Source organism: Alteromonas gracilis, assembly GCF_002993325.1.
GTDB classification, from domain to species: Bacteria; Pseudomonadota; Gammaproteobacteria; order Enterobacterales; family Alteromonadaceae; genus Alteromonas; species Alteromonas gracilis.
Genome location: NZ_PVNO01000025.1, coordinates 147,997 through 168,701, shown reverse-complemented (window position 1 = coordinate 168,701; position 20,705 = coordinate 147,997). Strand labels below are relative to the sequence as shown.

At 45.3% G+C, this 20,705-nt stretch carries 17 protein-coding genes; 12 read left to right on the top strand and 5 right to left on the bottom strand.

From position 1 onward, the window contains the following. Nucleotides 1–340 precede the first annotated feature (340 nt). The gene (locus C6Y39_RS09295; RefSeq protein ID WP_105930995.1) at nt 341–1,612 is read left to right on the top strand and encodes a glycosyltransferase; all 1,272 of its coding nucleotides are present in this window, start codon (nt 341–343) and stop codon (nt 1,610–1,612) included. 19 nt (nt 1,613–1,631) lie between these two features. Here C6Y39_RS09295 and C6Y39_RS09290 read toward each other — a convergent pair whose 3' ends face one another. Both C6Y39_RS09290 and C6Y39_RS09285 read right to left on the bottom strand, forming a co-directional pair. Then, nucleotides 1,632–2,024: a SufE family protein gene (locus tag C6Y39_RS09290; protein ID WP_105930994.1), complete on the bottom strand. Its 393-nt coding sequence runs from the start codon at nt 2,022–2,024 to the stop codon at nt 1,632–1,634. A 9-nt stretch (nt 2,025–2,033) separates the two neighbouring features. Further along, nucleotides 2,034–2,429 carry a DUF2750 domain-containing protein gene (locus C6Y39_RS09285; protein ID WP_105930993.1) on the bottom strand — a complete coding sequence of 132 codons (396 nt, stop codon included), beginning with the start codon at nt 2,427–2,429 and terminating at the stop codon, nt 2,034–2,036. Nucleotides 2,430–2,649: 220 nt separating this feature from the next. On the opposite strand from C6Y39_RS09285, the gene C6Y39_RS09280 reads away from it, so the two are divergent. The 5 genes from C6Y39_RS09280 (at nt 2,650) to C6Y39_RS09260 (ending at nt 7,795) form a co-directional block, all read left to right on the top strand. After that, complete coding sequence (locus C6Y39_RS09280) at nt 2,650–3,426, top strand: heme oxygenase-like domain-containing protein (protein WP_105930992.1); 777 nt, start codon at nt 2,650–2,652, stop codon at nt 3,424–3,426. Nucleotides 3,427–3,599: 173 nt separating this feature from the next. Next, nucleotides 3,600–4,409, top strand: a complete 810-nt coding sequence (gene xthA / locus C6Y39_RS09275) for an exodeoxyribonuclease III (protein ID WP_105930991.1) — start codon at nt 3,600–3,602, stop codon at nt 4,407–4,409. 41 nt (nt 4,410–4,450) lie between these two features. Beyond that, nucleotides 4,451–5,092 carry an energy-coupling factor ABC transporter permease gene (locus C6Y39_RS09270; RefSeq protein ID WP_105930990.1) on the top strand — a complete coding sequence of 214 codons (642 nt, stop codon included), beginning with the start codon at nt 4,451–4,453 and terminating at the stop codon, nt 5,090–5,092. Between the two features lie 91 nt (nt 5,093–5,183). After that, nucleotides 5,184–6,359 carry an FIST signal transduction protein gene (locus C6Y39_RS09265; protein WP_105930989.1) on the top strand — a complete coding sequence of 392 codons (1,176 nt, stop codon included), beginning with the start codon at nt 5,184–5,186 and terminating at the stop codon, nt 6,357–6,359. Further along, a complete protein-coding gene (locus C6Y39_RS09260) occupies nt 6,356–7,795 on the top strand; it encodes a GAF domain-containing sensor histidine kinase (RefSeq protein ID WP_105930988.1) in 1,440 nt (479 codons plus the stop codon). The genes C6Y39_RS09265 and C6Y39_RS09260 overlap by 4 nt, the downstream gene beginning before the upstream one ends. Nucleotides 7,796–7,808: 13 nt before the next feature. Here C6Y39_RS09260 and C6Y39_RS09255 read toward each other — a convergent pair whose 3' ends face one another. Continuing rightward, on the bottom strand, nt 7,809–8,378 hold the full coding sequence (locus C6Y39_RS09255) for a phosphoribosyltransferase (protein WP_105930987.1): 570 nt from the start codon (nt 8,376–8,378) through the stop codon (nt 7,809–7,811). Nucleotides 8,379–8,455: 77 nt separating this feature from the next. Next, nucleotides 8,456–9,868 carry an FtsX-like permease family protein gene (locus C6Y39_RS09250; RefSeq protein ID WP_105930986.1) on the bottom strand — a complete coding sequence of 471 codons (1,413 nt, stop codon included), beginning with the start codon at nt 9,866–9,868 and terminating at the stop codon, nt 8,456–8,458. A gap of 174 nt (nt 9,869–10,042) precedes the next feature. On the opposite strand from C6Y39_RS09250, the gene C6Y39_RS09245 reads away from it, so the two are divergent. The 4 genes from C6Y39_RS09245 to C6Y39_RS09230 all read left to right on the top strand — a co-directional run bounded on the left by C6Y39_RS09245 (nt 10,043) and on the right by C6Y39_RS09230 (nt 16,548). Then, nucleotides 10,043–10,642: a PilZ domain-containing protein gene (locus tag C6Y39_RS09245; protein WP_105930985.1), complete on the top strand. Its 600-nt coding sequence runs from the start codon at nt 10,043–10,045 to the stop codon at nt 10,640–10,642. A gap of 61 nt (nt 10,643–10,703) precedes the next feature. Beyond that, the gene (gene mfd, locus C6Y39_RS09240; RefSeq protein ID WP_105930984.1) at nt 10,704–14,201 is read left to right on the top strand and encodes a transcription-repair coupling factor; all 3,498 of its coding nucleotides are present in this window, start codon (nt 10,704–10,706) and stop codon (nt 14,199–14,201) included. Between the two features lies 1 nt (nt 14,202). Next, nucleotides 14,203–15,918, top strand: coding sequence for a CsiV family protein (locus C6Y39_RS09235; protein ID WP_105930983.1), 1,716 nt, complete (start codon nt 14,203–14,205; stop codon nt 15,916–15,918). A 114-nt stretch (nt 15,919–16,032) separates the two neighbouring features. Then, nucleotides 16,033–16,548, top strand: a complete 516-nt coding sequence (locus C6Y39_RS09230; protein WP_105930982.1) for a cob(I)yrinic acid a,c-diamide adenosyltransferase — start codon at nt 16,033–16,035, stop codon at nt 16,546–16,548. Nucleotides 16,549–16,688: 140 nt separating this feature from the next. On the opposite strand, the gene nagZ is transcribed toward C6Y39_RS09230, so the two are convergent. Continuing rightward, entirely contained in the window at nt 16,689–17,699 is a 1,011-nt protein-coding gene (nagZ, locus tag C6Y39_RS09225; RefSeq protein ID WP_105931448.1) for a beta-N-acetylhexosaminidase, read from the bottom strand. A 98-nt stretch (nt 17,700–17,797) separates the two neighbouring features. Here nagZ and C6Y39_RS09220 point away from each other — a divergent pair, with 98 nt between their 5' ends. Then, nucleotides 17,798–20,212 (top strand): penicillin acylase family protein, encoded by a 2,415-nt coding sequence (locus tag C6Y39_RS09220; protein ID WP_105930981.1) that lies wholly within the window; start codon nt 17,798–17,800, stop codon nt 20,210–20,212. Beyond that, a complete protein-coding gene (gene ybaK / locus C6Y39_RS09215; RefSeq protein WP_105930980.1) occupies nt 20,209–20,679 on the top strand; it encodes a Cys-tRNA(Pro) deacylase in 471 nt (156 codons plus the stop codon). Before C6Y39_RS09220 ends, ybaK begins: the two co-directional genes overlap by 4 nt. Nucleotides 20,680–20,705: the final 26 nt, after the last annotated feature.

The following is a 20,705-nucleotide window of genomic DNA, read 5'->3' as shown; positions in this document are numbered from 1 at the left end:
CATTACGTTACTAAAACGCTTTATTTTTCGTAATGTGAGTCCTGTTAGCGCCTAATTTCAAACTTAGAAAAAAGCCCGTGCCTATTTAGGTGTCGCTATCGACCGATATTACTGCTTTTATTTGTAGTAGCTGTCGCGCCGTTATTATAACGCGCCGCTCTAAAATCCATACCGATTATTGTAAAACAAAGAAAAACTCAGGGTAATTACCTAAAAGAATTAGATTTTCTTGGGCGTGCTGTCTTGAATGCTATAAAAAGAGAAAATTGTGCTAGCATGTATGCGTTTAAGATCATGTCGCTTCGACGCCAATTCTAATAAAAGTTAAAAAATCACTATCATGTTAAATGTTGTAATCATTGGTTACGTGTGGCCTGAGCCAAATTCATCAGCAGCGGGCCAGAACATGCAATCGATCATCACCCGCTGTGTATCCAATAACTTCAACGTATCATTCCTCACTGCTGCATCTGAAAGTGAGCATAAGGCAGACTTGTCAACGCTCGGTGTAGATACTTATTCAGTTGCACTGAACTGCAGCTCATTCAACACATTAATTGAAAAGTTGAAACCGGACGTGGTTATTTTCGACCGATATATGACGGAAGAACAGTTTTCATGGCGTGTGAGAGAGAGTTGCCCAGATGCAGTACGTATTTTAAATACAGAAGATATGCATAGCCTTCGTCAAGCTAGACATGACGCCGTTAAGCGATGTGGCGATGCTAAATATGCAGAGTTAAATAGCGAACTCGCGCAAAGAGAAATAGCGGCCATTTTAAGGAGCGACCTCACACTCATCATTTCCGAATCGGAGATGGCACTTCTTACCGAACATTATGGGGTACCAAAGGCGCAACTTTATTACCACCCTTTAGTTGTGGGGCCAACACCTTCATACTCGACGACTTTTGAAGAGCGTGCACATTTCATTCATATCGGAAATTTCCGTCATGCTCCCAATTGGGACGCAGTTTTGCACCTTAAGCAAACGCTCTGGCCCGCTATCAAAAAAGCGCTTCCCCATGCAGAGCTTCACATTTACGGTGCCTACCCTCCTAAAAAGGCGACACAGCTGCATAATGACAAACAAGGTTTCTTAGTCAAAGGTTGGGCGGAAGACGTTACATCGTTAATGGCTAGCGCTAAAGTGCTAATTGCCCCCCTGCGCTTTGGCGCAGGGATAAAAGGAAAACTACTCGATGCAATGCGCTGCTCTACGCCATCGATTACCACATGGGTAGGTATAGAAGGAATCATTTCTACAAGCAAAAATGATAGGACTGAGTGCAGCTCGCAGACTGATGTATGGCCAGGCGCCGTGTGTAGCACCGACATCACAAAACCAGAGGTTATTGAAGATTACGTTAATCAGGCCGTGTCGCTGTATACCAACAAAGACGTATGGGAATCTGCTAGCCTTCAGGCGAAGAACACACTCGACATATTCAGTGCTAAACAGCCCGACATTTCGTTAACAGATAAAATGATAAGCTTAAAAAAGGAGATTGACGGACACAGAAAAACGTTGTTTATGCAAAGTCTTCTATGGCATCAGACACTAAACGCCAGTAAGTATATGAGTCAGTGGATAGAAGCTAAAAATAAATAAGCCAGTAAAAGCTTACTCACTAAAGGCCTTTTAGTTTAGCTATTACTGACTTTATACCATTTCCGCGAGACTGGCTTAAATAACGTTCGAGTTGGCAGCGCGATAAATATTGTTCATAGTCAAAGTTTTCGCGCTGCTGTTGCGTCAAAGCGTTCGCTTTTTCCAATAACACCGCAAGTACCCCCCTGATTACCTTACTTGGAGAGTAGGCCATAACACGTGTTTCGTTCTCCGAGAAAGCAATCCATACTGGGCTTTCACACCCTTCTACCGCGTTTGTTTCGGTTCGCGCGTCTAACGGCAATGGCGCTAGCGCTTTTCCCGATAACATCAGTGTTCGCGTAAAATCATCCCACCCTTTTGCATCTGCGAGCGATTGTGCAAGAGGTAACAGTGCATCTTCAGAAATCATAAAAACGAATTAATTACCGTTTAATTCTGCGGCCAAGTCTTCGGCAGTCATCACCAAGTTTTCGACATCGCTTGTGGTTGGAAACATCACAAGCTCCACACCGTTTTTCTCTAAACCGGGTAACCAAGTTTGCGTAAATTCGTCAAGCGCGATATTCACACACTGCCCCTGTATATCGTTCATGCTTACAAACTTTTGCGCTAAGTCTTTATGAGGAAAAACGGGTAATTGCACGTTTTCTCCATCTTCGAACATCACAAACCCTTCGGTGCCTTGCACCAACCAGATTTCATTCGCTTTAGCGATATAGCTCACCACCAGCTCTTGTCGTTCTTCGGCGCTTAGCTTCATCGCTTGCTCGATGACAGCATCGCTTAACTTATCTGCAATAGTTTCTGGAAACACGTGTTTTACCTATCTTTAAATTTGCCGCAAGTATACCCGCCCCATTATTAGGTGCAATGCAATAAACGTGAAAAACTTCCTCACGCCCTACCCTTTACAAAGACACCCATGATAAAGTTGTTGTACAAAGACACCCACGATTACCATGTAAGCAAAACATTCAGCAAAACGTTACATAGAATCGATGATGCATATGCAAGAATAAGAAGAACTGTAGGCCATGCGAAACCTTTTCAACGCTCTTAAGCAAGACACCCAAGCAAACCACACTGCTTTAGAAAATACTTTTCCTTTTTCGATTTATCATCAGAAACACCTGTTTGATAAGGCAGCGTATTGCGCGGTACTTGCAATTATGAAGGAGTTTCATCAATCCACCGCTGGTGCAGTAAAGCAAGCGGAAGATACAGAAGCAAAGCTAACTCAAATAGCCGCGCTGATTGACAGCAATGCGGTGTTAACAGCGATTAGCAAAGACATCCATGCACTAGATGCTAACAACACTATTTTGAATGAAACACATGGCCCTTCTTACAGAGACACCCACCAAACAAAACCTGATAGTTCTCGCGGTACTTTTGCAACGGATAAAGAGACTAACTCAGTAAAAAGTGGTCTTGGCGAGCTTACATCTAAAGACACCCATGCTCATTCAAACTTGTTACCTACTTTTCATTCACCAACAACGTCTGCGATAGCCGCCATTTACGTTTGGCTTGGCTCATCAATGGGGGCAAATATCATTTCAAGACGGTTAAATGCTATGGAGCAAACCATTCCTACTCATTATTACCAAGCGATGTCTGAATGTGCTAAATCGTGGGTGTCTTTCAAACAATGTGTCGATGCATTGCTGCCTGAACTTGCTCTGAACAATGAAAACCTTGTCGATAATATCGTGCGGGATGCTAACGCATGGTTCGAATACTTAATTAAATTAGGTAAACAATTTCAGGCTACAAGTACTTCGAAAGACATGGTAGTTAACTCTCTTTAGTGAGCACCTCAGGCCAACGACAACACTTTTTACAGCCCATTTCCAGCGTAAGCTATAAATAAACTTAATCTATAAAATCGGCTTATTGCATTAAGATACAAAAAATTGAGCATTAAGGGCATCTTCGCTTTCTGGTAAACTTGCGCCAACGTGAAACAACTGACTAACTAAGCATGAAAGTAATTTCTTTTAACATAAATGGTATCCGCGCACGCCTTCATCAGCTACAGGCACTAATAGATGCCCACCAACCAGACATAATCGGCCTACAAGAGATTAAGGTTCATAATGAACAGTTTCCCGTAGATGCCGTTGAAGCTATGGGCTATCACGTATATTTTCACGGGCAGAAAAGCCACTACGGCGTCGCTTTTTTGGCAAAAAAAGAGCCACTTTCGGTTTCAATGGGTTTTCCTTCTGACGATGATGAAGCTCAACGTCGTATGATCATCTTGAAAACCACTGATGATGCGGGTGACCCCGTTACCATACTAAATGGCTATTTCCCTCAGGGCGAAAACGAAAAACACGAGACGAAATACCCTGCAAAACGTAAGTTTTATAAAGACTTAATGACTTATCTAAACGATAACCACACGCCTGATGAAAAAATCATCGTCATGGGTGACGTCAACATTTCTCATACCGACCTAGATATCGGTATTGGCGAAGATAATCGCAAACGATGGTTAAGAACAGGTAAATGTAGTTTCTTACCAGAAGAGCGTGAATGGTTGAACACCGTGATGAGCTGGGGCTTTGAAGATAGTTTTCGCTCACTAAATCCAGAAACCAATGATAAGTTTTCCTGGTTTGATTATCGTTCAAAAGGGTTTGACGACAACCGTGGCCTTCGAATCGACCTTATATTAGCCACAAAATCCTTACATGCAAATCTCAGTGACGCTGGGATTGATTATGAACTAAGAGGTATTGAAAAGCCCTCTGATCACGCTCCTATCTGGGCTGACTATAAAAGTTAGGTACAGAAAAAACGCGTGAAAGCCACAGCCAAGGAGTAAATGTGAGTACACTACAAGTCTTAGCTTTTATAGCTTATGGCGCGTTTTTGTTAGGCGCCATAAAACAGATCGACTTGGCTCACTTTGCCAAAAATAAAAACCAGCAACATCTTATTTTTGGCACTGCCGCTTCTTTATTCGTGCTGTGGCTCTTTAAAGCTGGTATTTATGAAGGCTTGGATGTCCATTTTCTGGGCCTTTCTGTACTTACCCTAATGCTTGGTTTTAGAAACGCTATTATCGCCTCTTTTATAGCTTTGCTCGGTGCGCATACCATCGGATACGGCGCGTGGGAGAACTTTGGGGTCAACGCGCTGCTCGGTACAATACTTCCCATAGGCATCACCTACCTATTCTATATGCTGTCTTTTCATCGCATACCGCGACAGCTCTTTGTTTATATATTCGTCTGCGCTTTCTTCCCCGCAGCACTTTCAATAGCATTGAAGACGCTTGCTCTAGGTACTTTTTATTACGCTGAGGGCGTCTACTCTTGGGATATTGTCTTCGACAATTATATTTTGCTTGTACCCCTTTTGGTTTTTCCAGAAGCATTACTAAACGGTATGGCGATAACCATACTGGTTATTTATCAACCAACCTGGGTTTATACTTTCCACGATAAATTCTATCTTGATAACTAGAGCGAATTCGCCTAACCAATTCGACTAATAGTTAATAAAGCTTTTCTAATTTTCATCTATTCTTAGCTTTAAAAGAAAAAGGTAGGTAAGAATGCAGATAGAAACGGTTGAAATTCAATGTGCTGATACGGCAGTGTTGGGTACCCACATCTCTGCAGTATTTGAAAATAAATCGCCATCATTAGTTATTGGCTACGGAAATTCCCAGCTACCTTTTGCAGAAATACAAGCGTCGCTCTCTCCTTATCAATTTCCTTTTCTTGTATCTAGTTCTTGCTTGGGTTCCCTTCTCTGCGACAGTCAAACGGTTAAAGCGACTTGCGATCTTGCTTTTTTCTGCGTGTTTGATGATGAAGGCGCTTATGGCGTAGGCAGTGCAAATGTAGTTGATAATGGCCCCTTTCATGCTGGCGCAAACGCACTGATTAATGCACTTGAAAACGCCGGTCGTCCCTATGAAAGCCCCGCTCTAATTTGGTGTGCGCTTCCTCCTGGCGAAGAAGAGAGAATAGTGGAAGGTTTTGCCAGCGTGGTGGGGGAAAATGTGCCAATTTTTGGCGGTTCCATGGCCGACAATACCGTACAAGGTAATTGGAATACCGTGACATCAGACGCAATAGGCCCACAAACCCTTGCCGTTGTGGCTATGTACCCCTCCACCCCATTGGGTCTTAGCTATAGCTCAGGCTATAAACCTACTGATAAAGAATTTTCCGTGTCGAAAGCTCACGGAAGGCAACTCGTTGAACTTGATGGTGTTCCAGCTAGCTACGCATATAACCACGCAACCAATAACCTAATTGAAAAACAACTTAATGGAGGCCAGATTCTCGGGCTTACATCGTCAGCTCCGCTAGGTCGCCCGGTTGAGTTAGAAGATGGGGCAATAAACTATCTTTTGTGTCACCCCGACTCGGTAAATGAAAACGGCGCCCTTAATGTATTTTCCGAGGTGAAAGAGAACGACAGCTTGGTGTTGATGGAAGGGAGTATTGCAAGTCTTACGTCTCGTGCTCAACGTGTTATCAATAATGCCATTATGCTATTGCCCGAAAACAGAAAGCCCGTAGGAGTGCTTATGATTTATTGCGCAGGATGCCGTCTTATGGTGGGAGATGAAATCAAACAGATGCTTTCCTCACTACAAAAAGAGTTTGCTTCGCTGCCAATATGTGGCCCTTTTACCTTCGGTGAGCAAGGGCGCTTTCTTGATGGCAAGAATAGACACGGTAACCTTATGATATCAGCTATAGTATTTTCTCAATGAATAGAGATTACGAAAATGTTTTAGAAGACCTTGCTCTTGTTTATCGGCTAAAGCAGCAGGCTGAGGCGCACAAAAAAGAAACCGACGCCTTGCTTGAAGGCACTCATGCTTTGCTAACGGCTGAAAATGAACAAGACCTTTACATGAAAATGTTTGAGGTGTTTAAAGGGCTTTATAATTACGAAGTGTGCTTTGTGCTTGAAAACGATGGACCAAAGCGGATGAGATGTATTAACAGCACTCACAGCCCGCTGCTAAACACCATCTGGAACATAGACGACACTCTTTCTCGCGCGGTTAAAAGTACGCCAGTTGCATTATTTAATATTAGGCACCAGCCTACGTGGCAAGAACATATCGCCCTTTTCGACTCACCCGTTACCTCAGTGCTTTACTGCCCGTTTAAAGTACATCAACAACAAGCCGTTATTGTATTTTGTCATCAGTCATTAGGGTATTACACGCAAGAATATGTAGAGATGGCTAACCGCTATCGCACCTTTACAGAACAAATTGCCATGGGCATGCAAGCAAAAATGATGGCGCTGGAAACCGTTAGGCTTAAAGAGGAAAAAGCGCAGGTTGAAAAAAGCTTAATCGATTCTGAAAAAATGGCCTCACTAGGCCTTTTAGCTGCGGGCGTCGCTCATGAAATCAATAATCCCATAGCCTTTATCAACAGCAACATTCACTTTTTGAAAAATGTGATCCCGGCTTTGCTCGACATGCAAGGTATTGTAGAAAATCTAGCTAAAAGCGAAAGCGAGGAAGAGCGAGCCCAGCTAAAAAACGACGCCATAGCTTGGCAGGCACAACATAAACTAGAGTCGTTAGTAGATGAAATTAACGATATTTGTAACGAGTCTGAAGATGGATTAAACCGAGTAACAGACATCATAACAAGTTTACGTTCGTTCTCCCATGATGCCGACATCTCTGATGACGAAACTATTGACGTTAACGATTGTGTAAACCACGCACTGAGATTGGTAAACAGTGAACTCAAGCATAGGATAAAAATCCACCAAGAATTGGGGGATGTTTTACCCATCCAAGGAAAAACTGGCAAGTTAAATCAGGTACTCGTGAACCTTTTCGTAAATGCTGCGCAGGCGATGGAAGAGGGAGATTCGCTTACTATCAAGTCGTTTAACGAGACCAAAAGTGAAAGCGTTGTGATTACCGTAGCCGATACAGGATGTGGCATAGAACAACACGCGCTTCAAAAAATGTTTGAGCCCTTTTACACGACCAAACCTATTGGCAAAGGGACAGGGTTAGGGCTTTATATTTCATTTTCTATCGTAGAAGCAATGGGAGGAACCATTAGCGTTGACAGCGAGGTGAACGTTGGCACTACCTTTACCCTTTCTTTCCCAGCCGTGAATGAATATAAAAAAACCGCACAAACGTGCGGCTCTAATACATCAAGCTAGAAAACTTAATTCTTTAAGACTTTTTATCAAACAAAATGTCCATAACGTCAGAAAGTTCGCCTTTCCCTTCGCGGATTTCTTCTTCCGTTAGCCCCGCAATTTCATGTGGAAACACAAGCCACTCGTCGCTTTCGTTAACGTAGTAGTCAGGTACGATATCAGTGGTGTTATTTTGAGGCTTGTACCAAGGGCATGCGATACGAATGTCTTTAGGCATGTTCAAACGCATAAGCTTGTTAATTTGCTTAATTAGCGCATCAACGCTTCGGCCTGAATCGAAAACATCGTCAACAATCAATAGTTTGTCGTCTGCGTTCGCATTTTCTACCAAATAGTGCAAACCGTGAACACGAATTTCTTTTGATTGCTTGTTGATACCGTAGTAAGACGATGTACGCACAGCAATATGGTCGGTCGACGTGTTCTTAAACTCAAAGAACTCTTGAACCGCGATACCGATTGGAGCACCACCACGCCAAATACCAATAATAAAGTCAGGGCGGAAGCCGTCTTCATACACCTTTGCCGCTAAGCGAAAGGAATCCTGTAGAAGCGATTGCGAGGTGATAAAATTCTTGTTCATGACGTCTCACTGGGCAAAATTTAAAAGACCGCGAGTATAGTGAATTTCGCACTAATTTGCACGGCTAATTCAAGGAATTATTCGTTTTGAAGCGCTTGTGAAGGCGCAATTTTCATCGCTTTTCGCGCTGGGTATATACTGGCTAGCACGCAAAGCAGCAAAGAGAGCAACGTAATACTTACAATTTGTACTACATCCATTTCTACAGGCAAGCCTCTCCCATCTGCAGCTAACGCCAGCGGCGAACCAATCAAATCAAAGAAGTTATTCAACTGTAAGGTCACGACGATGCCAACAATAAGGCCTATACCCGCACCTTTTACGCCATTAAACAGCCCGTTAAGCACAAAGATCCACATAATGGTTCTAGGCAGCATCCCCTGCGTTTGAAGCACTGCAATATCTCCCTGCTTTTCGGTTACTACCATCACCAAAGCAGAAACAATATTAAACGCCGCCACGGCGATGATGAGTAACAGCATGAGTGTCATCATGTTCTTCTCCATCTTAACTGCATCAAATAACGGCCCTTGTCGTTCACGCCAGGTTTTAACGTTGCTTGCAGAGACACCCATCGTATCAGTGAGATAGTTCACAACCGACAGGTAATTAAATGCATCATTTAGGAAGAGGCGAAGTGACTGCCCATTTCCTTTAGGATCGCGCATTAAACGGTTAACGTCGGTCAGGTTCATGTACATCACCTTATCGTCCATTTGCGACCCCATATCGAAGACACCCACTAAAGTAACAAGTCGCTGACTGGGCATGCGACCGAAAGGCGTATAAACACTCGCCCCGGCCACCATAACACGTAATCTATCACCCACTCTTACATCCAATTTAATAGCAAGCGCACGACCAATTATTGCGGCAAAACTACCTTCCTTTAAGTCGTCAAATCGCCCTTGCTCCATATGGCTTGCAACCAAGGTATGCTCCAGCATCACCCCAGGTTCCACACCGTGTACTTGCACACCTCTCAGTTCAGAGCGAGATTGCACAACGGCTTCCGCTTCTCGATAAGCCATGCTGGCTACAACACCAACGATGGGTGTCTTGCTAATTTCATCTAAAGTAACGTACTGCTTTTGTGGCACGTTTTTATTGGGTGTCTCGCTACGACTTCCCGTATTAAACGTGGGTGTCTCGTTAGTTTTCGTCTCGTTAGTTTTCGCTGTTGCAGTGGATGTCTTTGTAACTTTAAGAGAGTTACTTTCGGCTGAACTTTTTTGCGTGGGTGTCTTGCTAAGTTCGTTATTTGAAGTGGGTGTCTTTGTAATTTCGATATGGGGCACTATGCCTAAAATGCGTTGTTTCAACTGCCCTTCTAAGCCGTTCATTACCGATACTACAATGATAAGGGCCATCAGCCCCAGCGCGATGCCGGCTACCGAAAATCGATTGATAAAAGAGACAAAACTGGTTTGGCTTTGTTTGCTAGATTTGGCATAACGATAGGCAATGAATGCAGAAAGAGGATAAAACATAGCGCCTTGCTTTTCAGTAATACGGTAATCTGCCCCACGTTTGGCTATGCTTAACGAATGAAAAATTCAGATAAGTAGCCCAAAGGCGAGATGACGGGCTAAGCCCAAAATAGTAAAGTGGCTATACTACGTGTAAGCTACTGGCTGCACAAGAATTAGTGGCAGAGGAATGATGTGAGCGAACAAAGCCTAGAACAAAAACAAGCCCAATTCGATGAATACTTCTCAATAGCGCATTGTATTAATGCAAACGTGCGTCCTTTAGGTATGGATGAAATCGTACCCGATGAGGATGCACTGGAAGACTCAATGCCCTATGCCTTTCGTATTGCTAGCGAAATGGCAGCATTGGAAGCCCAAGCAATTCGACCGCTACGAAATCTTGGCGATCATGCTGAAACCTTGGCTGAATACCTAAATCATCAATCAAGAAAAATAGATCTGATGATGTCATTTGTCCTGCACCAGCAAGATGAGCCAGAGCACCGCTTTAAAACGGTAAAATTAGGTGGTGGCGGTGTGATAATCGACTCCAAAGAGGCAATGGACGTAGGTACTAAAGCTGAACTTAAGCTTTTCCTTGATGCCGAAGCCGCAGCTATTTTTTGTTATGGCGAAGTTATTACTTGCGAGCAGGTTGAAGATAGCTACCATATTGCTTTCATTTTTAATTCGATACGAGAGCAAGATCAGGAGCTTTTGGTTCGAGCAAGTTTGCACATTCAAACCCAACAGCTAAGAAAACGGTCGAAAGAAAGAAAAGCGGGATCCTAAAAGGCCTTCGCATCAGTATATAAGCCGTAAAATCAAACTTGCATGTAAAAAACAGGACGTCATGACTGCCACTTTATTATCGCTACCATTACCTGCGCCTAAAAAAGAAGCCTCATCACAAGATCACAAACACTGGGGCCAACTTCAAGGCAGCAGTGCTGCGCTATGTATCAGCCAAGCACTTAGCCAATACAAAGGCCCTATAGTTCTGATCACCGCCGACACGCCCTCGGCCATGAAGCTTGAAAAAGAAATTGCGTTTTTCCTAAGCGACGATACAAAAAATACGCCTATTACGCTGTTCCCTGACTGGGAAACGCTGCCTTATGATTCATTTTCTCCTCATCAGGATATTGTATCGCAGCGTCTTGAAACTCTGTTTCGCTTTACGCAACAAGTAGACGGTATCTTCATCGTTCCCGTTAATACCCTCATGCAGCGCCTTGCGCCCACTGATTATTTAGCAAAATATTTACTTATGCTAAATAAAGGTCAAACGCTAGACAGAGACCAGTTCAGACGAAACTTAGAGCAAGCAGGCTACTTACACGTAAGCCAAGTAATGAGCCACAGCGAGTTCTCGGTTCGCGGCAGCATCATCGACTTATTCCCAATGGGAAGTGACCAGCCGTTTCGTATCGATTTGTTCGACGACGAAATTGATTCTATTCGTTATTTCGATACCGAAACTCAGCGTTCTGGCGAAGCGGTCAACGAAATTCGCCTGTTACCCGCGCGCGAATTTCCAACAGACAAAGACGCCATCACTCTTTTTCGTCAGCAGTTTCTGAAAAAATTCGATGCGAATAACGCCTCTGAAAGCGTATTTTCGCAGGTAAGCAAAGGCACAATGCCAAGTGGTGTGGAGTATTATCTTCCCCTATTCTTCGAAAAAACGGCAACATTATTTGACTACCTCCACCCTAAAAGTTTGCTTTTACTCCACGGTGACGTACAAGACGCCAGCGAGTTTTTCTGGGCCGATGTGCAAGAGCGCTACGAGCAATACCGTTACAATTTAGCGCGCCCTCTACTTGCTCCTGATGAGCTGTTCCTGCCTATTAACGAATTATTCGGTGCCATCAAGCAATGGCCTCGCGCCTCGCTATCAAGCCAAGTGCTTGAAGAAAAATCAGGCTCTACCAATCTGCAGTGCGCAAAACTCGATGACATTGCAATCAATTCGCAGAAAAAAGTCCCTGCCGAGCAACTCATTAAAACCGTTAATCACGCTACCGACAACGGGGCGAAAGTACTGTTTTGTGCCGAAACTCAAGGTCGTCGAGAAGGGCTCCTTACCGTGCTGGCCAAAGCCGGCATAAAACCGAAGATTGTCGATAGCTTCAGTGATTTTATTGCAAGCCACGACAGTGTTGGTATTACGGTTGGCATGGTTGATAACAGCTTTCGCTGGCAGACATCTGAAGGTGAGCTGCTGTTTATCACCGAAGCCGAACTACTCGGGCAGAAAGTAAGTCAGCGACGCCTTCGCGATAAGCGTTCCGCCACTGACGAAAGCGCTATTATCCGCAACTTAGCCGAGCTTTCTATCGGTCAGCCTGTGGTGCACCTCGACCACGGTGTTGGGCGCTATTTAGGGCTTCAAACCTTGGATGCGGGCGGCGTCACCACCGAGTATTTGTGCATTGAATACGCCAAGCAATCAAAATTATACGTCCCCGTTGCGTCGCTACACCTGATCTCTCGCTATACCGGCGGCGATGCCGATAGCGCGCCTGTTAGCTCGTTAGGTTCCGATGCATGGACAAAAGCAAAGCAAAAAGCAGCTGAGAAAGTTAGAGACGTGGCTGCAGAACTGCTAGATGTGTACGCCCGTCGCGCTGCAAAGCCTGGCTTTGCTTACAACATAAACTGGGATGACTACCAAGCCTTTTCAGACAGTTTTCCGTTTGAAGAAACGCCCGACCAAGCACAAGCGATTGCTGCGGTTATGCACGACATGGGCAGTCCATCGGCGATGGACCGTTTGGTGTGCGGTGATGTAGGCTTCGGTAAAACCGAAGTTGCTATGCGAGCAGCCTTCCTTGCCGCAAATGCCGGTAAACAGGTAGCAATATTAGTACCTACCACCTTGCTTGCGCAGCAGCATTACGAGAACTTTAAAGATCGCTTCGCCGCATGGCCTTTTGAAATTGAGGTAATGAGCCGCTTTGTAAGCGGTAAAGCGCAGAAGTCGGTGGTAGAGCGCATTGGTGAAGGTAAAGTCGACATCGTTGTAGGCACACATAAACTGCTGTCTAGCGATATTAAATACAAGGATTTGGGCCTTGTAATTATTGACGAAGAGCACCGCTTTGGCGTGCGTCAAAAAGAGAAACTTAAGTCCCTTCGCGCCGATGTAGATATTCTTACGCTAACCGCCACGCCTATTCCACGCACGCTGAACATGGCGCTGTCTGGCATGCGCGATTTATCTATTATCGCTACCGCACCAGCCCGTCGCCTTTCTATTAAAACCTTTGTGCAACAGCGCAACAAGGCAGTGATCCGCGAGGCAATAATGCGTGAAATACTGCGCGGCGGTCAGGTTTACTTCCTTCATAACGAAGTGGAAAGCATTGCACGAACTGTGGAAGAAATTGCAGATATTGTGCCTGAAGCGCGTATTGCAATGGGCCACGGTCAAATGCGCGAGCGCGATCTAGAAGCGGTGATGAGCGATTTCTACCATCAGCGTTACAACGTATTGGTATGTACAACCATTATTGAAACGGGTATTGACGTACCTAGCGCTAACACTATTATCATGGATAGAGCCGACCATTTAGGTCTGGCACAGCTACACCAATTGCGTGGTCGTGTGGGACGCTCTCACCACCAAGCCTACGCCTATTTGTTAACGCCACATCCAAAGCGAATGACAAAAGATGCCGTTAAACGCTTAGAAGCCATATCACAGCTAGAAGACTTAGGTGCAGGTTTTGCCCTTGCTACCCATGATTTAGAGATACGAGGCGCCGGCGAGTTATTAGGAGACGATCAGTCCGGTCAGATAGCCAGCATTGGATTTAGCCTGTATATGGATATGCTAGACAAAGCCGTTAACGCGCTGAAAGATGGTAGAGAGCCATCGCTAGAAGACGCCACATCGGACCATACCGAGGTAGAGCTGCGTATTCCGGCATTGCTGCCTGAGGATTATATTGCCGACGTAAATACGCGCCTTTCGCTTTATAAGCGCCTAGCAAGCTGCACAACGCAAGACGATATTGATGAATTCCAAGTAGAGTGCATTGACCGCTTCGGCTTATTGCCAGAACCGGCTAAAAACTTAATTGAAGTGGCTGAAATTAAACTAAAAGCACAGGCACTTGGCATTCTAAAAGTAGACTTGTCGGCACAAGGCGGTACCATAGAGTTTAAAGAAACCACTAAGGTCAACCCTGGCTATATCATTAGCCTTGTTCAAACCAAACCAAACACGTTCAAGTTTGAAGGTAGCCAAAAGCTTCGCTTGGTGAAGAAGACCGAAACAGCTAAAGAGCGCCTCGCGTTTGTTAGCGATATTATTGCCGATTTTGCAAAGGAGTCGCGATAACATGAAGTTATCCCGCTGGTGCCCGTTAGTCGCATCCATAAGCGCCGTTTTTTTAAATACTGTGTCAATCACCGCCCTTGCTAACGACGATTGGTGGTTTGATGTGGAAGTCATTGCATTTAAGCGTAATGTTGCGCTTACCGAGCTGGAAGAACAATTTTCGCTTGCAGATAATTTATCGGCGCCGCGGGCTCAAGCAGACCTTATCAGCGAGATTATCGCGCCAGATATTAGTTATTTAAAACAAGGCTTATCCGTTTGCGATGCTGACAACAGCATAAAATGGCCAGATGATACCTTGTTTGCCGTTCCATCAAGCGATGTAGATTTTTTATCGCTGCCTAAATCACTTACGCCACAAGAGATTGATTGGCAACAGAACCCGCCTCAACAAGAATCTTATTCTGTGCCATCAGATAAAGAAACCGATGGGTTCAGTGATACTGATGCATTGACTAGTGAGGTGACGGAAAACGGCATTATCGACGATATCACCCTAGCCCCCGATGCCCAGACCATAGCGGGTTATTGGACGTCGTTTTTTGGGGTTAAGCGTGCAACGCCAATTAGCGTTCCCGCTTTTAAATACTGCGAGGAAGATAAGCCTTGGCTTAGCGCTGAAATTACTACAGCAATCGTTGCGTCGGCGGCCTCGAAGATGGGTAAGAACGATAATGCCGCTTTACCTTCTGCTGCCAGCAGCACGCTGCAACCCGCTATTGTTTGGAAAGTAAATAAACCTGATAACCGCATGCCTGCCCCCGCTAGCCTACCTATCATAATAGAAGGTCACGACTGGCCGCTAGCATCGAAAGCACACTTGCTCACCAGTAACGAGCAAGCTTTGTCGTCGATTTCTCGCCAAATTCGCTCCAGTCGCGATTTAGAACGTTTATTTCACGCCACATGGCGACAGCCTGTGATGTTTGGTAAAAACAAGGCGTTTGACGTACGTGTTTACGGCGGTCAAAACTATGCACAGCAGTTTACTCTTGATGGCGAAATGCGCGCGCAAATGCAAAGCGCGTTATTACGCGAAGCGTCAAACCAACCTTCAATGCAGTTAGCGTCAAATGAGGAAGCCTCTCTTGATAGCGACACCAGTATCGGCGGCGTAAGCGAAGCATTCATTCTAGACAGCGCAGAAGAACCCGCTGATACTAGAAGTGTTCAACGTTTCGCGAGCGATGACACGCAGGTGCAGAAGCCAAGCAATTCGGAATTGCTCGCCGTTTCAGATATTTTTACAGATCTTGAAATGCGCCTAGCGAATCCATCTCCTATATCCTTTGACGATTTCAAAGCACTAGATACGCCACTCATTGTAGAGCAAGACGAGGATGGCGTAAGCGATGTAGCGTTCAGAACGCCCATCTGGGAAATAGACGGCACAATAAAAGTTTTTCTTAAATACATTAATCGGGTGCCTTATCTTCACGTGGACAGCGAGATGTATTATCGACAGCCTGTACCTTTGCACTACTTTAGCAACGAATTTGGCAACGAATTTGGCAACGAAGATGCCAGCACTAATAACGTTAGCAATGAAAAAGACAGCGCGGCTACTCATTCTGAAGGCCAAGCATATAAGCTGGTGTCGGTACCGCTGATTGAACAACGGCGGATAATAAGCACCCAACTGCATTATTTTGACCACCCCTTATTTGGGTTTGTAGTGCAAGTAAGACGTTACAACCGCCCGTCTGCAGACGAATAATTCTTTGAACGTGCCGCTAACCTAAGGTTACGGATTAAGTATGGGGTTGAGCAAAGCGTTTGAGTGCGGCTCTGCCCCTTTTTTCAAATTCAGGTTTATATATTCAAGGGCTTTATGAAAATTTACACTCGCACTGGCGATAAAGGCAGTACGCAAATATACGCAGACAAGGCTGTTCGTGTAGATAAAGACGATTTAGTGGTGAAAAGCTATGGGGATATGGACGAGTTAAACAGTCAAATTGGCCTTTTAGCAGCGCACGTTGTAAAGAAACACCAGCCGATGCTACATGATATTCAGCGCAATCTTTTTCAGGCAGGGTTTGCCATTTCAGCAAGTTCAACTTTGGCGCAGGATGACATCGAAAACCTTGAAAAGCTTATCGATAATATTACTGGCCAAATGCCGCCCAATACATCGTTCGTTTTACCAGGTGGTTGCAAGTCAGCGGCACAAGCTCATGTATGCCGAGCAGTTTGCCGTCGTGCTGAACGCTCAGTTATCAGCCTTTCGAAGCACTACGACGTGCCTGAAGTTGTTCACGCGTACCTAAACCGCCTGAGCGACTTTTTGTTTACCTTCGCACGCTTTTTGAATATTGAAGCCGGTGTAGACGAAGTAGCGGTGTAAATCGCGATATTCGTTCTCACAAAATTCGTATCCAAGCTTTTATGTACGCTTTTATACGAGCTTTCATATAGGCACCTAAAGAATGAAAGGTAAAAGCACCGGTATAGCGGTGCTTTCTCTCTACCTTCTTATTACCTGTTTTAACGCTCGCTCAGGCGCTTGACCAAATCTACTGCGCTTTCGTATTTATCTTGAAGCCCTACAGGCAACACGCGTCCGTATAGCGCCATAACCCGCTCTTGCTTTAACTCATCATCACGACTTAGGCTAGCGTAGCGAGACTCGATACCATCAAGAATACTCTCAGCGCCTTTGGGGTTGTTGCATGCCAGCACCATGTCACAGCCAGCCTCAAGTGCAGCTTCAGCGCGCTCCAGGTAACTACCCGCAACACTGGCACCATGCATGGATAAATCATCAGAAAAGATAGCGCCCTGAAAGCCAATATCGCCCTTGAGAATAGATTGCAGCCATGTTGACGAAAAACCAGCTGGCTTGGCGCACACCTGATTGTAAATCACGTGTGCTGGCATCACGCCTTCCAACATTTTGCGTTCAATTAAGCGTTGAAACACTACCATATCGGTAGTTCGAATCTCTTCAAAATCGCGTTCGTCCACCGGCAGTGCAATATGGGAATCTGGCGCAACGCTTCCATGACCAGGGAAATGCTTACCAATTGCAGGCATGTTTACCGCTTTAAGACCTTGAATCAAATGGGTAGCAAGACGAATAACGTCATTTGCGTTATCCGCAAACGCTCTATCCTTGATAACCTGTGACACGCCGTTAATATCGAGCACAGGCGCAAAACTGAAATCAATATCGAGGGTTTTAAGTTCGTAAGCTAACGCAAGTCCGCAAGCTTTTGCATAGGCAGCGCTTTCATCTTGATGCTCAGACTGGCGTAAAATCTCGCCCATGGCCGGAATAGCGGTAAAGCCTTCACGAAAGCGCTGAACTCTTCCGCCTTCATGGTCAACAGCAATCAACACAGGTTTTTTTGCATAGCGCCTTATATCTTGAACAAGTGCCGATAACTGGCGCTTATCATGATAATTGCGGCTAAATAAAATGACACCGCCTACCACAGGGTGTGCCAGCTTTTCCTTTTCTTCAGGCAAGAGTTCTTCGGCCTGACAATCCAACATTAACGGGCCCACGTCACCACCTTTACATGTGTCATAAAACATCACTTTAATTTTTCGGGTTCTGTGGTTAGGATAGAGAAAAACTAGGAGTTTTACACGTGATTAATTGGATCAAGTGGTTGGTTTTAGGTGTTTTTACCCTACTTTCTCTGGCCGCTATTGCGGTTTATATTTCACTACGCTTAAGTCTTCCCGCACTTGATGGCAATAACGCGACTTATCACGTGATTGCTCCTACAGAATTAAGCCGCGATAGCCTGGGTCAGGCCGTTATAAACGCTAACGATATTTTTGATGCCGCCTACGCTCTTGGTTTTGCTCATGCGCAAGACCGTTTCTTCCAGATGGATCTTCAGCGTCGCGCTGCATCAGGCAATTTGTCTCAATGGGTAGGAGAAATAGCCCTAGATATCGACAAAAAAGCGCGCTTTCATCAGTTCGAGCAACGGGCAAAGGTCGTATTTGAAAATCTACCGGCAAGACAGCAGGACTTACTTGTTCGTTATGCACACGGCGTAAACGAAGGGCTTTCGGAGTTCACTTTACCCCCGTTCGAATATTTGGCAGCAGGCGTTGAAATTAAGCAGTGGCAACCTACCGATAGTATATTAGTTATCTATAGCATGTACCTCGATTTACAGAGTAGCCAGGTAGAGTTTGACCTTGCCAGAGAAGCCCTGCTCAATACCTTTGGTGAAGAGGTTTATAATTTCATTACGCAGCCCAGCAATTACCAAGCCGCGTTAGATGCCAGTGAAATTCCCCTGCTCGAGGCTGCGGCCCCTACTTATCCGGCTATTCTTCGCTCTCCCACTGATACCATGGGCACTAGTAGCAACAGCAACACTAGCCAACAAAGCCAAGCAAAAGAAGGGATGACACCAGAGATTTCTCAAAGCCCAACTACCGTAAATACTGCGATTGCCAGAGCCCAATACAATGGCACCGAACTGCCCGATATCGGCAGCAACAACTGGGCAGTCACAGGGGCGTATACCGCAACTGGCGCCGGTCTTATGGCTAACGATATGCACTTGGGCCTTCGTGTACCCATCATTTGGTATCGCGCACAGCTTAATTACCAGGAGTCAGGGAGCGATGTTCAGGTTACCGGCGTATCGCTACCCGGGCTTCCTGGAATTGTTGTAGGAACCAACGGTCATATTGCGTGGGGCTTTACCAATGCCAACTTAGACAATGTGGATTGGATTGAGTTAGACGAAGGCACCACAACGAAAACCATCACAGAGCGAATTCCCCTCCCCGACGGCGAACATGAATTTACGCTACAAATCAGTGATTTTGGCCCCGTAAAAGAAGTAGACGGAAAACGTTACGCGCTTAACTGGGTTGCACATCACCCGTTTGCGGCCAACTTAAGCATTGTGAACTTCGGTACCGCCAAAACCGTTGAAGCTGCCATGAAAGTTGCCAAGCGTATAGCCATACCAACTCAAAACCTCGTGATTGTTGATGAAAATGGCAGTGCCTCATGGCAGCCTGGGGGCGCAGTTATGGCAAGAGAACAAGCCTCATTTACAGCAATAAGCGAGGCCTCAGCAAACACCTCCCCCACACAAGCAGAGAATTTACCTCAGGTTATCAACCCTGATGCGGGGCGAATATGGACAGCAAACGCACGAGTGATCTCAAGCGAAGATTTTAAAACATGGGGCGACGGCGGCTATGCGCTCGGTGCGCGTGGTCAACAAATAAGAGACCGACTGTTTGAAAAAGACACGTTCAGTGAAACCGACTTCTACGCTATTCAACTTGATAACCACGCCCGCTTTCTTATTCCATGGCAACATCTGTTATATGGTTTGCTCAACATGAAAGATGTGGAGTTTAAGCCAGACCTTGCTTATTTAAACACATGGAAAGAATGTGCCTGCGAAGACTCTGTAGGCTACACGTTGGTTAAACATTTCAGGCAAGAGGTAATACAAACCTTATTCGGCGACATACTCTCAAAACTAGATAAGCAGGGTGTAAACAGCCGTACTCTGCTGCGGGGCATCGAACCCGCAACATGGCAACTTATTTATAGCCAACCCGACTCTTGGCTGCCTGCCGACACTGAAAGCTTCGACGAACTACTTGTTGACGCCTACAGACGGGCTAAACACAAACTGCTCGATAAATACTCGCCTGTAGAAGCTGACATGGAAACACTAGCATGGGGCAAGGTTAACGCTCTTTCAGTTGAACATCCTTTTACCAAACAAATTCCCTTGGTAGGAAATTTTTTAAATATGGAAAAAGTAGAAGGTTTCGGCGATACCTATATGCCTGCTGTGCAGGCACCTAGCTTTGGCGCATCTGAACGGTTTTTTGTGAGCCCAGGGCATTTAGACGATGCCATTCTCACCTTACCCGGCGGCCAGTCTGGCCACCCGCTGTCAAAATTTTTTACAGCAGGTTTTAACGACTATGCCACCCATGCAGCAACGCCTTTGTTACCCAGCGAACCTATTCACCGCCGCACTTTTTATAGAAAAGAAACTGAATGACACCTGCAATTACACTGCTGAACAAAAAACGCATTGCCCATAAGGTTTTAAAGTATGAGCACGACGCTAATGCGGCTTCGTACGGGCTAGAAGCCGTTGAAAAACTTAGCCTTGATGCCGAAACTGTATTTAAAACCTTAGTGGTTAGCACAGACACTAATAAACTGGCTGTCGCCGTTGTACCGGTAAACACCAAGCTAAGTGAAAAGAAAATGGCAAAAGCGCTAGGAGTGAAAAAAGTAGAAATGGCGCAGGCCAACGCGGTGATGGTAGCTACGGGCTATGTGTTAGGTGGAGTAAGCCCATTAGGGCAAAAAAAACGGTTAGTCAGCGTTATTCACAAAAGCGCTGAAAGCCTTTCAACTATTCACGTTAGTGCGGGAAAACGAGGGTTAGAAGTGGCGCTTTCTCCCACTGACTTAGCAGTACTTACCGGTGCTAAGTTTGCGGATATCTCGGTAGGTTAGTTGAGTTAATCTAACGTCAACACTGA